Annotated in this window: 15 protein-coding genes; 12 read left to right on the top strand and 3 right to left on the bottom strand. The window is 66.0% G+C overall.

Annotated elements, in window-relative coordinates; all coding sequences use genetic code 11:
* Window positions 1-58 precede the first annotated feature (58 nt).
* The 3 genes from srp19 (at window position 59) to MUG98_RS08070 (ending at window position 1,747) form a co-directional block, all read left to right on the top strand.
* A complete protein-coding gene (gene srp19, locus MUG98_RS08080; RefSeq protein ID WP_265111628.1) occupies window positions 59-340 on the top strand; it encodes a signal recognition particle subunit SRP19 in 282 nt (93 codons plus the stop codon).
* A 2-nt stretch (window positions 341-342) separates the two neighbouring features.
* The gene (locus tag MUG98_RS08075; protein ID WP_265111627.1) at window positions 343-579 is read left to right on the top strand and encodes an H/ACA ribonucleoprotein complex subunit GAR1; all 237 of its coding nucleotides are present in this window, start codon (window positions 343-345) and stop codon (window positions 577-579) included.
* A 106-nt stretch (window positions 580-685) separates the two neighbouring features.
* A complete protein-coding gene (locus tag MUG98_RS08070) occupies window positions 686-1,747 on the top strand; it encodes a presenilin family intramembrane aspartyl protease PSH (RefSeq protein WP_265111626.1) in 1,062 nt (353 codons plus the stop codon).
* A 67-nt stretch (window positions 1,748-1,814) separates the two neighbouring features.
* Here MUG98_RS08070 and MUG98_RS08065 read toward each other — a convergent pair whose 3' ends face one another.
* Both MUG98_RS08065 and cysS read right to left on the bottom strand, forming a co-directional pair.
* Window positions 1,815-2,507: a DUF6517 family protein gene (locus MUG98_RS08065; protein WP_265111625.1), complete on the bottom strand. Its 693-nt coding sequence runs from the start codon at window positions 2,505-2,507 to the stop codon at window positions 1,815-1,817.
* A gap of 197 nt (window positions 2,508-2,704) precedes the next feature.
* Window positions 2,705-4,225 (bottom strand): cysteine--tRNA ligase, encoded by a 1,521-nt coding sequence (gene cysS / locus MUG98_RS08060; protein ID WP_265111624.1) that lies wholly within the window; start codon window positions 4,223-4,225, stop codon window positions 2,705-2,707.
* A 197-nt stretch (window positions 4,226-4,422) separates the two neighbouring features.
* On the opposite strand from cysS, the gene MUG98_RS08055 reads away from it, so the two are divergent.
* Window positions 4,423-4,692 (top strand): hypothetical protein, encoded by a 270-nt coding sequence (locus MUG98_RS08055; protein WP_265111623.1) that lies wholly within the window; start codon window positions 4,423-4,425, stop codon window positions 4,690-4,692.
* A gap of 40 nt (window positions 4,693-4,732) precedes the next feature.
* On the opposite strand, the gene MUG98_RS08050 is transcribed toward MUG98_RS08055, so the two are convergent.
* Complete coding sequence (locus MUG98_RS08050) at window positions 4,733-5,278, bottom strand: DUF7523 family protein (protein ID WP_265111622.1); 546 nt, start codon at window positions 5,276-5,278, stop codon at window positions 4,733-4,735.
* A 165-nt stretch (window positions 5,279-5,443) separates the two neighbouring features.
* On the opposite strand from MUG98_RS08050, the gene MUG98_RS08045 reads away from it, so the two are divergent.
* The 8 genes from MUG98_RS08045 (at window position 5,444) to MUG98_RS08010 (ending at window position 13,850) form a co-directional block, all read left to right on the top strand.
* Complete coding sequence (locus MUG98_RS08045) at window positions 5,444-5,701, top strand: BolA family protein (protein ID WP_265111621.1); 258 nt, start codon at window positions 5,444-5,446, stop codon at window positions 5,699-5,701.
* 112 nt (window positions 5,702-5,813) lie between these two features.
* A complete protein-coding gene (locus MUG98_RS08040; RefSeq protein WP_265111620.1) occupies window positions 5,814-6,275 on the top strand; it encodes a PH domain-containing protein in 462 nt (153 codons plus the stop codon).
* A complete protein-coding gene (locus tag MUG98_RS08035; RefSeq protein WP_265111619.1) occupies window positions 6,272-8,023 on the top strand; it encodes a PH domain-containing protein in 1,752 nt (583 codons plus the stop codon). The genes MUG98_RS08040 and MUG98_RS08035 overlap by 4 nt, the downstream gene beginning before the upstream one ends.
* An 88-nt stretch (window positions 8,024-8,111) precedes the next feature.
* Complete coding sequence (locus MUG98_RS08030; RefSeq protein ID WP_265111618.1) at window positions 8,112-9,527, top strand: class II fumarate hydratase; 1,416 nt, start codon at window positions 8,112-8,114, stop codon at window positions 9,525-9,527.
* 251 nt (window positions 9,528-9,778) lie between these two features.
* Window positions 9,779-10,012: an HVO_2901 family zinc finger protein gene (locus MUG98_RS08025; RefSeq protein WP_265111617.1), complete on the top strand. Its 234-nt coding sequence runs from the start codon at window positions 9,779-9,781 to the stop codon at window positions 10,010-10,012.
* Between the two features lie 201 nt (window positions 10,013-10,213).
* Entirely contained in the window at window positions 10,214-10,702 is a 489-nt protein-coding gene (locus MUG98_RS08020) for a PH domain-containing protein (RefSeq protein WP_265111616.1), read from the top strand.
* Window positions 10,699-12,261, top strand: a complete 1,563-nt coding sequence (locus MUG98_RS08015; RefSeq protein ID WP_265111615.1) for a PH domain-containing protein — start codon at window positions 10,699-10,701, stop codon at window positions 12,259-12,261. The genes MUG98_RS08020 and MUG98_RS08015 overlap by 4 nt, the downstream gene beginning before the upstream one ends.
* 212 nt (window positions 12,262-12,473) lie before the next feature.
* Window positions 12,474-13,850: a carboxypeptidase-like regulatory domain-containing protein gene (locus MUG98_RS08010; RefSeq protein ID WP_265111614.1), complete on the top strand. Its 1,377-nt coding sequence runs from the start codon at window positions 12,474-12,476 to the stop codon at window positions 13,848-13,850.
* The last annotated feature ends 980 nt before the right edge of the window (window positions 13,851-14,830 follow it).

Below are 14,830 nucleotides of genomic sequence, written 5' to 3'. Positions count from 1 at the left end.
TCCAGATAGCCGTCTCGTTTTGAAAAGTGTTTACTCGTCGGCCTGCCGAGGTGATCCTATGGTCGAGAACGTCATCTGGCCCGCCTATCTCGATGCGGACCTCTCGCGGGCCGAGGGACGCCGCGTGTCCCGGGATCTGGCAGTCGCTGAGCCGACGGTCGACGAGATCGCGAAAGCCGTCCAGCAGATCGGGTACGACGCCACGATCGAGCGGGACAAGGCCTACTCGCGGGAACACTGGGCCGATCGGGGCCGCGTCGTGGTCCGTGGCGCGGACGACTCGACGAAGAACGATCTCGTCCAGGCCGTCGCGGCGTACGTCGTCGCGATGCGGGAGTAGCGATGCGCCGGATCGGACAGGTCGTCCGCACCGCGCAGGGACTCGCGATCCTGCGGGCGGACGACGGCGACGAAACCGATCGCGACGCCATCGGGACGACGGTCCTCGACGAGTCGCTCGACGAGGTCGGTCGCGTCGTCGACGTCTTCGGTCCCGTCGATCGGCCCTATCTGGCGGTGACGCCGGACGAAGACGTTCATCTGCCGTCGCTAGTCGGGTCGACGCTGTACGCGCGCTAGCCCGGGGCCACCCGCTGGCTCCGTCGCAGTCGGTCGTTACGAGTTCGCGACCGATCGTCACCGATAACACAAAACACCCATAGGACAGGGGTTCGAACGCTGGATCATGAACGACCGGACGCGGGTGCTCGCCGCCGTCGGGCTGACGGTCCTGCTGTTTCTCGGTGTCCAGTTGGGTGCGCTGGCACTGACCGACCCCTTCCAGGAGTCCGATCGGCAGGCCGTCGAGGACCCCGACAACCCGACGAACAGTATTGTCTACTTCGCGATTATTCTCGGCGCGACCGGGTTCATGCTCGCGGCGTTCAGGTACGACCTCCAGTGGCTCATCAGGGCGATGATCATCGGCGTCAGCGTGATGCTCGCCTGGTTCGTCTTCCTCGAGTTCGTTCCGTCGGCCGTGACCGTCGGCGACACCAACGTCCTCGCCGCCCTCGCGGCGATCGGCGTCGGTGCGGGCCTGCTGTTCTACCCGGAGTGGTACGTCATCGACACGGCCGGGGTCCTGATGGGTGCCGGCGCGGCCGCCCTCTTCGGGATCAGTTTCGGGCTCCTGCCCGCGATCCTGCTGCTCGCCGTGCTCGCCGTTTACGACGCGATCAGCGTCTACGGGACCGAACACATGCTCGACCTCGCCGAGGGGGTGATGGACCTGAAGATCCCGGTCGTCCTCGTCGTCCCGACGACGCTCTCGTACTCGTATCTCGCGGCCGGGAGTACCGACGACGTGCTCGAAGACGGCGGTGCCGGATCTGACGGGACGATCGAGGCGCCCCGTTCCGCGGAAGAAACAGGGGCCGACACCGACGGTGACGCGGCGGCTGCGATCGACGGCGACGACAGCGGCGACGAGGGCCCACCGGCCGACGAACTGGACCGCGACGCCCTCTTCATCGGCCTCGGCGACGCCGTCATTCCGACCATCCTCGTCGTGAGCGCCGCGTACTTCGTCGAGGTCGGGACGATCGCCGTTCCCGTGATCACGCTGAACGTCGCGGCACTGGGGGCGATCCTCGGGACGATCGCCGGACTGCTCGTACTCATGTACATGGTCCTCAAGGGCCGCCCCCACGCGGGCCTGCCGCTGCTCAACGGCGGCGCGATCGGCGGCTACCTGCTCGGGGCGCTCGCAAGCGGACTCTCGATCGTCACGGCGCTCGGTTTCTAGCTCGACGACGAGCGACTACATGTCGCGGCATTCGGTACTGGCGATCGACGACGAGCGGCCGCCGTGACTATTCGCCTTCGGTTTTGATGTCGGCGTCGACGTCGTCGCCGTGTTCCAGTCCGCGGATCATCGTGTCGATTCGCGCTTTCTCGTCCGTGACCGGGAGGTTGTAGTCGTCGGGATAGACGCCGACGATCACGAGATGGTCGTCGTCGTGATCGGGTTGTGCGACGTCCACGAAGACGTCGACGCCCTGCTGGCCCTGGAACGCCGCCTCCCCTTCGAACGTCTCGACGTCGATCGACGTTTCCAGTCCCTCGACGGATCGCTCGCCGACCGACCCGTCGACCGAGAGCGCGTCGTACTGGTTCTGAATGCGTTCCGCGATCTCGGCGTTCGACATGTCGCCGACGGGGTTGTAATCCTTCCCGGCGACGCGCACCTGTGGAGTTGTGATAATCGCGAAGACGCCCGCCTCGGTGTCGCTGCCGTCGAGGACGTCGAGCGGCGTCGTGATCGTCCGGGTGTACTGGCTGACGTAGTTCGTCACCTCGACGGACTCGTCCGTCCGGGGTACCGATTTCGTCTCGACCTGCTCGACGGTACCCTGGTACTCGTAGCCGGCCTCGTCGGCCTGATCGGCGTTGACGATCGCCGGTGACGCCGAAAACGAGGTGATATCGTCGAGAAAGCCGAGACAGCCGGCCGAGGTGCCGACGATTCCGGACGCGAACGTGGCGACGAACAGTCGTCGATTCATCCTATCCGAGGGAACTGTGTTCGCCACTATAAGTTTCGTGGGTGGGACTCGCAGGGAACAGCAGATTGCTGACAGGTAGCAGACTAGCAACGGGTTACAGGCTACCCCACACGTGGCAGATTAGCGACAGGTGTCGAACGGCGGCAAGGGCCTCGACCGTTCGGGTCCCGGCCGGATCGGGGGGATCGCGACCGCGATCACTCGGCGTCCGACGGCAGTCGGTACGTCGGCCCGTCGTCGGTGTCCTGGACCTCGATTCCGAGGGCTTCGAGTTCGTCGCGCAACTCGTCGGCGCGGTCGTAGTTGCCGTCGGCCCGTTCCCGTTCCCGGACGTCGAGCACGAGTTCGACCACGTCACCGGCGAGGGCCGCCTTGCCCGTCGTCTCTCCGGTGAACGAGAGGCCGAGGACGCCGCCGAGTTCCTCGAGCGCCTCGACGGCGCGGCGAAGGCCACGGTAGTCGTATCCGCTGTCCTCGCCGTCCCCGTTCCCGGTCGTCTCCTCGAAATGTCGGTTGACCGCCGAGGCGATCGACAGCAGCGCCGACTGGGCCTCGCGGGTGTTGAAGTCGTCGTTCATCGCGGCCGTGAACGTCTCGCGCGCGTCGTCGATTTTGGCCCTCAGCCGATCGTCCGCGACCGTGGAAAACGCGTCCGGCGAGTCGATGGCGTCGACGGCGGCTTCGTGGGCCCGCTCCAGTCGGTCCCAACGCTCCTGGGCTTCGGCGATCGGTTCGTCGCCGTAGAGCTGTTTGCTGTTGTAGGAGCCGGCGGTGAGGAACGTTCGAAGTACGTTCGTCCCCCAGCGATCGACCGCGTCTTCGACGGTGACGAAGTTCCCCAGGCTCGAGGACATCTTCTCGTCGTCCATCTGGAACAGTTCGCAGTGGAGCCAGTAGTTCGCGAACTGCCGGTCCGTGGCGGCCTCGGACTGGGCGATCTCGTTCTCGTGGTGAGGGAAGACGAGGTCCCGCCCGCCGACGTGGAGATCCAGCGTCTCGCCGAGGTGGGTCATGCTCATCGCCGAGCACTCGATGTGCCAGCCGGGGCGGCCCTCGCCCCACGGCGACTCCCAGGTCTGCCCCGTAGGTGGCTCGTCTCCGTGGTCGACGCCCTCGTGGCTGTGCTCGTGGACGGCTTCCTCGTCGACGCCGTCGGCCTTCCAGAGCGCGAAGTCCGCCGGATGCCGTTTCTCCGATCGCTCGTCCGGGTCGCCCTGGGACTCGATCTCCTCGAGGTCCTGGTTCGAGAGTTTGCCGTACTCCTCGAAGCGGGTCACGTCGAAGTAGACCGAACCGCTGGATTCGTAGGCGTAGCCCTTCTCGACGAGCGTCTCGACGAGGTCGATGATCTCGGGAACGTGCTCGGAGACCCGCGGGTAGACCTCCGCCCGCAGGAGGTTCAGGGAGCGCATGTCGGCGAGGGAGCGCTCGATGTAGGTCTCCGCGACGTCGGCCTCGTCGTCCCCGAGGTCGTCTTCGCCCACGCGGGCGACGATTTTCTCATTGACGTCGGTGAAGTTCTCGACGTGACGCACGTCGTAGCCGAGGTACTCGAGCCACCGGTGCATGACGTCGACGTGGACCCACGATCGCGCATGGCCCAGGTGGGGCGGATCCGAGACCGTCAGGCCACAGTAGTAGAGCAGAACGTTCTCGGAATCCTGTGGCTCGAACGGCTCTTTTGCGCCCGTCAACGTGTTCGTCACGTGCAGGGTCATTACGCTGACTTCCCGCGGACGAAAGTTAAACCGTGTGATGGCATCCGACCGTGGTCGACGACCTCGATCGGGTGCCGGACGGATCGATCCCGGCCGATCGGGCGCTCCTCTCCCCGGGCCGATCGAACGACGCGCCGGACTCTTGGACGCGTTCGTCAGAAACTCTTTTTCCGGACTGTCCCTGGCTCCAGTCGAGAATGGGACGCGACCACGCACCACACTCGGCCGGACGACGGGACGACGACGACGTGTCGATCGACGAAACGGCGCGTCGACGCCGCGTCCTCGAGTACCTCGACTCGGGATCGGGCATCGCAACGCTCGAGGAGTTAGTCGACGCGCTGCCGACCGGAACCACCGATCGCCGCCGTCGGATTCACCTGCATCACGAGGTCGTACCGCGGCTAGAGGAGAACGGCTACCTCTTTTACGAATCGACGAGCCAGTACGTCGTCCGCACCGACTAGCGGCGCCCGAGTCCCGCTCGGCGGCCGCACGACCGATCGACTACCGATCCGGGACCCGATCGAGGGCCGCCTCGACCGTCCGGAGGGCGGTCGCGCCGTCGCGGCGGTCGACGACGATCACCATCGTCCCGTCGCCGACCGCGGCCGCGTCGGGATCGACGTCCGCGATCGAGAGCGCCTGCAGGGCGTGGGCGAGCGCGGCCGGATCGACGCCGCCGCTCGCGACGATCGCCGTTCCCCCGCCGTCACACGCGTCGAAGGTGACCCCGCCGACCGTTAGCAGACCGGGATCGCCAGCCATCTCGCTGCCCTCTCCGTCATCGGCCTCGTTGCCGCCCTCACCGTCGTTCTCGCCGCCGATCACGCCGATCCCGCTTCGCATCCGGACCCTGACGTCACGCCCGGTCGACTCGTAGGCCGGTAACTCCTCGGCGTACCGGCGCAGTGCGGTCGCGATCGCCTCCGGATCCCCGTCGACGTTCAGGTAACGTGCGGCGGCGGTGTAGTTGACGACGCCAGCCCGCAGGGCAGCCACGAGGAAGGGGCGGCGATCGACTGCTCGGCGCGTCTCGGCTGCCAGTGACATACGACCGACAGCGGCGGGCGCCTGTATAAAGTCGACGATCGCCGCTCCGTCCGTCGGTCCGAACGCCAGGGGTCCGACCCCGACGATCCGCCGATCGGACGCTCGATCGACGCGACGTTCCCCGGGACCGCCGTGTTTTTGCCGCGAGCGGACGGACGTCACAGTATGAAGCCAGCCGACGTCGAAAACGTCATCGAATCGGAACTCGAAGGTGCCGACGCGACAGTCACGTACGCACGCGACGAGCACGACGACGACCACCTCGCGGCGACGGTCGTCTCGCCGTCCTTCGAGGGACTGCCGCTCGTCCAGCAACACCAGCAGGTCTACGACGCCCTCGACGATCACATGACCACCGACATCCATGCGCTCGAACTCTCGACGTACACCCCGGCGGAGTACGACGAAGCGGACGCCCGCTGAGGCCACGACGGGGTCGGCTGCCAGTCACGACCGATCGCGACGGTGGCGACGGCGCCGGCGCGTGCCGAGTCGGAACCCCACCTTTATCCTTCGATGTTGATAGGATACGCCTATGGAGTCCCTTCACCCCCGCATCAGGTTGTTCTGGATCGCGCAGGCGGCGATCGGTGCGATCGTCGTCGGCGTCGTTCTCGTGGCCGTCGATCGGTGGCTCAGGTCCGTCCCGACCGTCGCGCTGGCGACCGTCGTCGCGATCGGGATCGCGCTCGGCGTGGGGTACGCGGTTCGGCTCTACCAGGTCTGGCAGTTCGAACTCCAGTCGGACGCCCTCTACCTCGAGCGCGGGGTGGTGACGTTCGTCGAGACCGCAGTGCCGTTCGTCCGCGTCCAGCACGTCGACACCCAGTTCGGGCCGATCGAACGGGTGCTCGGGCTCTCGAGCGTCGTCGTCTACACTGCCGGCTCGCGGAACGCGGACGTCAAGATTCCGGGATTGACGCCGGATCGCGCACGGGACCTGCAGGACACCCTCCGTGAACTCGCCGTCGAGAGCGAGGTCGACGACGCCGTATGAACCGCCTCCATCCGCTCAGCGCGGCCTCGTTCGCCCTCCAGTACGGGTTCCTCTGGCTCTGGATCCCGATCGTGCTGGTCATCGGGCTGGCGAGTCTCACCGACGTCGTCAGCCCGTCCCGGGCACCGTTCGCCGCGCCGATCGGTTTCCTGGCCGGCGTCGCGTACGGGGTCGCGTACTACTACCGGTTCGAGTACGAAGTCACGGAGACGACCGTCGACGTGGCCTCCGGCGTTGTCGCCCGCCGGTCCCGGGAGATACCCTACCGCCGGATCCAGAACGTCGACGTCCGGCAGGGGGTCGTCCAGCGCCTGCTCGGCCTCGCGATCGTCTCGATCGAGACCGCCGGCGGTGGCGACAGCGAGGCGACCCTCAACTTCGTCAGCGAGGCCGAGGCGGAGCGACTCCAGCGCGAGATCAGGCGACGCACCGCCGCGGTGAAAGACCGACGACGACGGCGCGAATCGGACGAGCGCGACCAACGCGACGCCTCTGCGACGGCGGCCGATCGTCCCGCCGATCCGGACGCAGTCGACGATCCCGATACCGACTCCGACCGGGATGCGGCGTTCGACGCCGAATCCGATCGGCCGGAATCGGCTGCCGAGGAACAGGAACGTCGGGATTCCGATCGCCCGGTGTCCGGGACCGGGGGCGCAGCCGCAGCCGGGACGGACCGAACCGAGCCAGTCGATCGGATCGAGCACCGCCGGAAGCGGCTGTTCGACCTCGAGTCGCGCGAACTGCTGCTCTACTCGTTCACCTCGTTCCGGCCGGCTGCCGTCGCGGCCGTGACGTTCGTCTTCTTCCTCGCGACGGACACGATCATCGACCTGCTCGTGGCCGCAGCACAGCCGTTCGGCGGGCCACGGGATCTCGCGACCGGCGACCCGGGGAGCTACGGGATCTTCACGGTCGTGTCGGCGATCAACGGGATCCTCGCCACCTACCTCGTGAGCGTCGCCTACACGTTCGCGACCTACTACGACTTCCAGCTCGGCCGCGCCGGCGATGACTTCGTCTACGAGCGCGGGCTGCTCCAGCGCTACAGCGGGTCGATCCCCGTCGAGAAGGTCCAGTCGGTCACGATCACGGACAATCCCGTCCAGCGGCTGATCGACTACGCCGGACTCTGGGTCGAGACCGCCGGGTACGGCCCCGATAGCGACAGCGGAAGCCAGTCCGCCGTCCCGCTCGCGGAACGGGGTCGCGTCCACCGGTTCACCGAGAACCTCACCGGCGTCGAGACGCCCGTCTTCCGGAGGCCGCCGACGCTCGCCCGGCGACGGTACCTCGTCCGGTTCTCGCTGGTCGCGCTGGTCGTCGTCGCGATCGCGTTCGCCGTTGCGCAGGCGACCCCGCTCGATCGGTGGTATCTCGCAGCGATCGTCTTCGCCGCGGTGCCCCCCGCGGCGCACCTCCGGTACGTCCACCTCGGCTACTACGTCGGCGAGGACCACCTCGTGATCCGACGGGGCTTCTGGCGTCGACGAACGACCGTGATCCCCTACTACCGCATCCAGACCGTGTCGACCCGCCGATCGATCTTCCAGCGCCGACTGGGGCTGGCGTCGCTGGTCGTCGACACCGCCAGTTCCCGGACTTTCTTCTGGTCGACGCCGACGATCTACGACGTCGACCTCGCGGACGCGCGGGACGTCCAGGACACCGGTCGGAAGCGACTCCAGACCGCCTTGCGCGAACGCGCCCGCGAAGACGAGATCGGCCTGGAAGTCGACTTCACCTGATCGGGTTCCCGTCGTATGGCGGTCGACTGGACGCGCGATCGCGAGCCCTTTCGGTGGGTTTTACCCGACTGCCCGCGACGCCTCGCGTATGGGAGCCGACGACGAGTTCCGTATCGAGGAGGACAGCCTCGGCGAAATGCAGGTCCCGGCCGACGCCTACTGGGGCGCACAGACCCAGCGTGCGATCGGGAACTTCCCGATCTCGGGGATCACCTTCGGGCGGCGGTTCGTCCGGGCGCTCGGCGTGGTCAAGAAGGCCGCCGCACAGGCCAACCGCGACCTGGGCCTGGTCGAGGACGACGTCGCGGCGGCGATCATCGAGGCCGCCGACGAGGTCATCGCCGGCGAACACGACGACCAGTTCCCCGTCGACGTCTTCCAGACCGGTTCGGGAACCTCGTCGAATATGAACGCCAACGAGGTCATCGCCAACCGCGCCGCCGAGATCATGGGCGCGGAGATCGGCGATCGGGTCGTCCACCCGAACGACCACGTCAACTACGGCCAGTCGAGCAACGACGTCATCCCGACGGCGATGCACGTCGCCTCCCTCGAGGCTGTCGAAAAGGACGTCATTCCGGCGCTCGACACCCTCCGAGAGGCACTCGAGGCGAAAGAAGAGGAGTTCGACGACGTCGTCAAGACCGGTCGCACCCACCTGCAGGACGCGACGCCGGTCACCCTCGGCCAGGAGTTCGGCGGCTACCGCACGCAGGTCGAGAAGGGTCTCTCCCGCGTCGACAAGGTCCGCGAACACCTCGCGGAACTCGCCCTCGGCGGGACCGCGACCGGGACGGGACTGAACACCCACGAGGAGTTCCCCGGCCGCGCTGCCGAGTACATCACCAAGGAGACCGGCGTCCAGTTCCGCGAGGCGGACGATCACTTCGAGGCCCAGGCCGCCCACGACGCGATGTCCGAGGCCCACGGCGCGCTGCGCGTCGTCGCCGGTTCGCTCAACAAGATCGCGAACGACCTGCGCCTGCTCGCCTCCGGTCCGCGAAACGGCCTCGGCGAGATCGAACAACCCGAGAACCAGCCCGGATCCTCGATCATGCCCGGGAAGATCAACCCGGTCGTGGCCGAGGCCGTCAACCAGGTCCACAAGCAGGTCGTCGGCAACGACGCCGCCGTCTCCGCCGGCGCCGCCGAGGGCCAGATCGACCTCAACCTCTACAAGCCCGTTCTCGCGCACAACTTCCTCCAGTCCGCGGAACTGCTCTCGAACGCCAGCCAGGTCTTCGCCGATCGCTTCGTCGATCCGCTGGAAGCCAACCGCGACTACTGTGAGCAACAGGTCGAACAGTCGATGGCACTCGCGACGTCGCTCAACGTCCACATCGGTTACGACAAGGCCAGCGAGGTCGCGAAGACCGCGCTCAAGGAGGACAAGACGGTCCGCGAGGTCGTCCTCGAGAAAGGCTACCTCAGCGAGGACGAGGCCGACGAGGTGCTCGACCCCCGGAAGATGACCGAGCGCGGGATCCTCGGCCAGGACGACTGAGACCGACGCCGTCCCCGATCGTTCGACGTACCAGATGTCGATACATTTTCCCGAGCCCGGTTCGACCGAGAGCGCCGGCACGGTCTCGTGACAGGAAACCCCAAACACGGATCCGAGTAAACGGGGAATCCTGTCGGTCTTTTTTCCCAACGGGTAGATCCCAAATCGGCTCAGTAACGCCGAATCACGGTCGAATACAGCGTAATAAAAGAACCCAAGCAGTTTTTACGGAGGGTATCGTCAGATGAAACATGCACACCTGTCGCAACTGCAACCAGTCGTTCCAGACGGAGCTCGCCCTCGAGTTACATCGGGATACCTGCAAGAAAGGCCAACTGTTCTGTCAGGTATGCGGCGATCGGTTCCGAGAAGGAGACGCCACGAAAGACGGGTGGCACTATACCTGTCCGAACGAGGACTGCGACGGCGACGGACTGCAGGAAGATCTCTTTCACGTCGAAGACGTCCGGACGGCGACACACTGACCGGCGCCGCTCGGTACGGCCCTTCTTGCCCGGTTGTTCTCGCTGCGCTCTCTCGCCTCGCTCGTCTGTAGCGGCCCGTCAACTCTGCGATCCCGTGCGATCGTCTGAACGAGCGCAGAACGGGGTATCGTCGCCCGACCCGTCGCCGACCGGAGTACTGCTTTCCCATCCTTTATTCGCACCCTGTTCGTCACGGGTATTATGGAACGACTCACCCCGCGGGTCCGCGTCGTCTGGCTCGTCGTTGCCGGGATCCGGGCGGCGATCGTCGGCGGCGTGATCGTGGGTGGCGCGCTCGCGGTTTCGTCCACCGGTGTCTGGGCGTCCGAACCCGACTGGTTCGTCCCGGCTGCGGTCGGGCTCGCCGTGGTGCTCGCCGGCGTGCGGATTCTCGTCGCGTGGCTCCGGTACAGCGTCTGGCGGTTCGAGGTCCGGGACGACGGACTCTACATCGAACGGGGCGTCTTCACGCGAATCAAGACCGTCGTCCCGTACGTCCGCGTCCAACACGTCGACTCTCGGCGCTCGCCGATCGAGCGGACGACCGGACTCGCGACGATGGTCGTTTACACGGCTGGCTCTCGAAGCGCCGACGTGGCGATTCCCGGACTGACGCCGGAGCGCGCGGACGGGCTCCGCGAAGAGCTGCGTCGACTCGCGATCGAGAGCGAGGGCGAAGACGCCGTATGAGAAAACTCCATCCCGCTTCCGTCGCCGTCCGATCGGTCTCGCGGAGCGTCAACACCGGGCTGCTGTTTTTCGTCGTCGGGATCGTCGCCTCGCCGGGCAGTGCCGGCGCGAACCTCCTGGGCGTCGGTGGGATGGTCCTCGTCGGAATCCTGGTGGGGATCGTCTACGAGTTCGCCTACTACGAGCGCTTTCGCTACGAACTCACCGCGGACACGTTCGACGTCACGTCCGGCGTGCTCGCCCGCCGCGATCGCGAGGTGCCGCTCCGACGGATCCAGAACGTCGACGTGCGACAGAACGTCCTCGTCCGGGCGCTCGGACTCGCCGCGGTCCACGTCGAGACCGCCGGCGGGGGGCAGACGGAGGTCACGCTCCAGTACGTCGGCGAGGGTGAAGCTCGCCGACTTCGACGACGACTGCTGAACGGCAGCGTGGACGCTGACGAACTCGACTCCGATGCTGACAGCGCGGCCGATCGCGTGGATATCGGGGACGAGGAAGAACTGCTCTTCGCGATGCAGCCACGGGAACTCGCCGTCCTGAGTAGCTTCACGATCGACCCGGGGGCCAGTCTCCTCGGGGGGATCGCCCTCTCGTTCGCGAGCGGGTTCGATCCCGGAACGCTGATCCCGTTCGGACTGCTCGAGGACCTCCCCGGAACCGGACTGTTCGCGCTCGCGTGGGCCGTCCTTCTGTTCCTGCTGGCGGCCTGGATCGTGAGCGCAGCCCTGACGTTCAACCGGTACTACGGGTTTCGTCTCACTCGCGTCGACGACGAACTCTACTACGAGCGCGGCCTGCTCCAGCGCTACAGCGGCACGATCCCGCTGGACAAGGTCCAGACCCTGACGATCGCCGAATCCGTCCCGTTCCGGTGGTTCGGGTACGGTTCGCTGGCCGTCGAGACGGCGGGGTACGCACCCGGGCAGGCGGGCGCTCGCGGGACGGAATCCGCGATCCCGCTCGCCGGTCGCGATCGCGTGCTCGCACTCGCCCGCTCGATCGAACCGTTCGGCGACCTCGACTTCGAGCGACCGCCCCGTCGTGCGAGAGAGCGCTACGCCGTGCGGTACCTCGTCGTCGTCGCCATCGTCGTCGCCGCCGGGTATCTGGTGTCGACGGTCACGTCTCTGGGCGGGTACTGGTACGCCCTCGCCCTCCTGACCGTCGTCGTTCCGATCGCGGCGCATCTGAAGTGGTCGAGTCGGGGCTACCGGTTCGACGACAGGTTACTCCTCACCCGAACCGGCTTCTGGCGGCGGACGACCAAGGTGGTCCCGTACTACCGCGTGCAGGCAGTCGTCCACACCCAGACCGTGTTCCAGCGCCGCCGCCGACTCGCGAACGTGACGGCCGATACCGCGAGTTCCGCGTCGTTCTTCGGCCGGGCGGGCACTGCCTACGACGTCGACGCCGACCACGGACTCGAGATGCAGGCACACATCGAGACCCGACTGCAGGAACGACTTCGTGCGCGCGACCGGGACCGATCGAGTGGCAACTGGTTCCGGACGGTGAGTGGAGACGACGAGGACACGTCGTCAACGGAATCCTCGTAGCCGACCCGCTGCCTCCAAAAACGTCGTCCTGCCTCCCGTTCCGGCAAGCGAATTCGTTGATAAACTCGAGAACAGACGAGCTAATAGTGACAAAACAACCAAATAGTACCAAATTCCAGTCAATACGTCACGTAACATTCCGTCACGGGAGATAATACACGCCACACGAACCACAACATATATTGTTTAGAAATACTGCATGATTAGTCATAATGAACAGACAACAGGTGGGAGTGTTCCTGCTTTCGATGCTCCTCGTACTGTCGACGAGTATCGCGGTCGGGTTCGGTCCCGGCACCGTCGCTGCCCAGGAGTTCGACGAGAGCGACGTCGAGGAGGTAAACGCGAACGCGATCGCGGACACGAACGATCGTATCGAGGAGACGAACGCCGGACTCGAGAACGTCGAAGACATCGAACTCGTCGCAGCAGTCGAGGCCGAAACCGCAACCGAAGCCGAAACGGAGGCCCGACGATTGCGCGAAGAGGCGACCCGCGTGCACGATACGATGCTCGATCGGGTCGTCGAGGAGATCAACGAACAGGCGAAAGAACGTGCGGGCGTGGAGATCGCCAACCACGTCGACACGGCGGCGGAAGCACGCGCGGAAGCCGATCGGATCGAAGAAGAGTACGGACACATCAGTGACGGTGCCGATGAAGCCGCGGACTCGCTTCGACGTACTGCCAACCGCGTCGAGGCCATCGACGAAGACCTGAACGCGGCGGCGAACACGCTCGCCGGGATCGAGACGGGGACCGTGGAGGGAACGGTGACCGACGAGAACGGTGAGCCGATCGAGGGCGTCGAGATCGCCGCCACCGAATTCACCGGTTCGGCGACGACCGACGAAAACGGCGCCTACGAGGTCGAAATCGGTGTCGGCGAACAACCGCTCAGGTTCTCCGCGAGCGGATACGAGACCGTCGAAGAAACCGTCGAGGTTCGGGCGAACGAGACGGCCGCACTCGACGTCTCGATGGCCACAGAGGAAGACGGTGCAGGCGGTGACGGCGACGGCGGTGCCGACGGAGACGATGCCGGCGGCGTCCTCGGATCGACGGTCCTCGACGTCGGTGTGCTCTTTGCCGTCGTCGCACTCGGTAGCGGAATCGCGCTCGCTGGGCTCGGGGTGGCGAAGCGCTCCGACGAAGCGTTCGTCGACGTCCTCCGGAAGACGGGCGGGACGATCGGGTTCATGACGATGGTCGGCGTCGCGATCGGGGCCGCGGGCTACCTGTCGGTCGGGTGGGTCGAGGTCACCTTCGATCAGGCTATCGCCGGCCAACTCGCCCCACTGATCGGCCTGGTAGTCGTCGTCCTCGTCGCTCCCGTGTTGGCGATCGTCCTCGGGTTGAGCGAGGGGAGCCGACGGTTCAGTCGACTGCGACTCGCCGCAACGACCGTCAGTTCACTCGTCGGCGGGGTCGTCCTGGTCTTGCTCGCGATGACCCTGATCGGTCTCTCGTCGGATTCCACCGTCGCCACGCGAAACGTGATCGCGATCGCCGGTCTCGTCGGTGCCATCAGCGCTATCGGAGGCGGTGTGGCGATGGTGATCAGCGGTCGATCGAGCCTGGCTACGTAACGATCACGGCGTCGCCGGACGAGACGGAATTTCTTTTTGCAGCGCCACCGGCCGATGACTGCCAGCGTCTTCGCCGAGAGAGGACGCCAGTCTCCCATCAGATTCGAACGGGGTCTACAGACCGGCGAGAACGTGAGATTCGTGTGATCCGCTCGGGTGAGGTCTGGCAAATCAGGCGGCCGACGTGGGACTGGAGCGGAGACTGCTCGACAGTTCCGTCCCGTTGGTCCGGCCGGAGAGCCCTCGGGAGCAGTTCTGCCCCTCCGTTCAGTATAGCACTATGTGGTTTATGAGTCCGCGCTTCGAACAGCGAATGTCTCCTCTAGACGCACCCCACGTAAGCGTATCGATTCCCAAAACGGGTGAATTCGGGTCGTCTGAGGTCTATCACCGGAAGTCCCCCGGACCCGCTGCATCGACGCTCGCGACCGACCCACCGATCGGGGGTCGGCAATCCGATGCGATCGGAACTTCGCGGGTCCTTGCAGGCGGCGATCGAAATCGGGTCCAGGTCATCACTGGCCGGGAGCCAAACGACGTCGCGTTCCCCGTCGGTCGGACTGCGCCCACCGCGAGCCATGGATCAATGCCGGACAGTCCTCGATCGACGACGAGCGGCCGAACCGACGCTTACCGTCACGGTAGAACGATCAGATCCGGACTGTGGCAGGGCACTCTCCACATGAGCGGCCCTCCGGACCGATCGGATTCGAACGGGTGAGGAAGCCGACCACCGGAATCGTCGAGGCGACGTCGAGGGTGCGACGATCCGGTTCGTAACGCTCGCGGAAACGGTCCCGCCGGGCCACGTCGGTCGTCACCCGGTCGATGGCTCACTGCCAAGACCGGTACTCGATCGGGACGCACGAGGAGGGTTCTGGTAACGATTCACCCCCGATCACAGCCGATCGAGAAACCGTGTTTTCGGGACGTTACCCCAGGGGTGCGAACGGGGAAAACCACCCTCGATTAATTGTATC

The sequence above is a fragment of the Halosolutus halophilus genome (assembly GCF_022869805.1).
Lineage (GTDB): Archaea > Halobacteriota > Halobacteria > Halobacteriales > Natrialbaceae > Halosolutus > Halosolutus halophilus.
The sequence above is the reverse complement of the archived record's forward strand: the minus strand, read 5'-3'. Positions and strand labels throughout refer to the sequence as shown.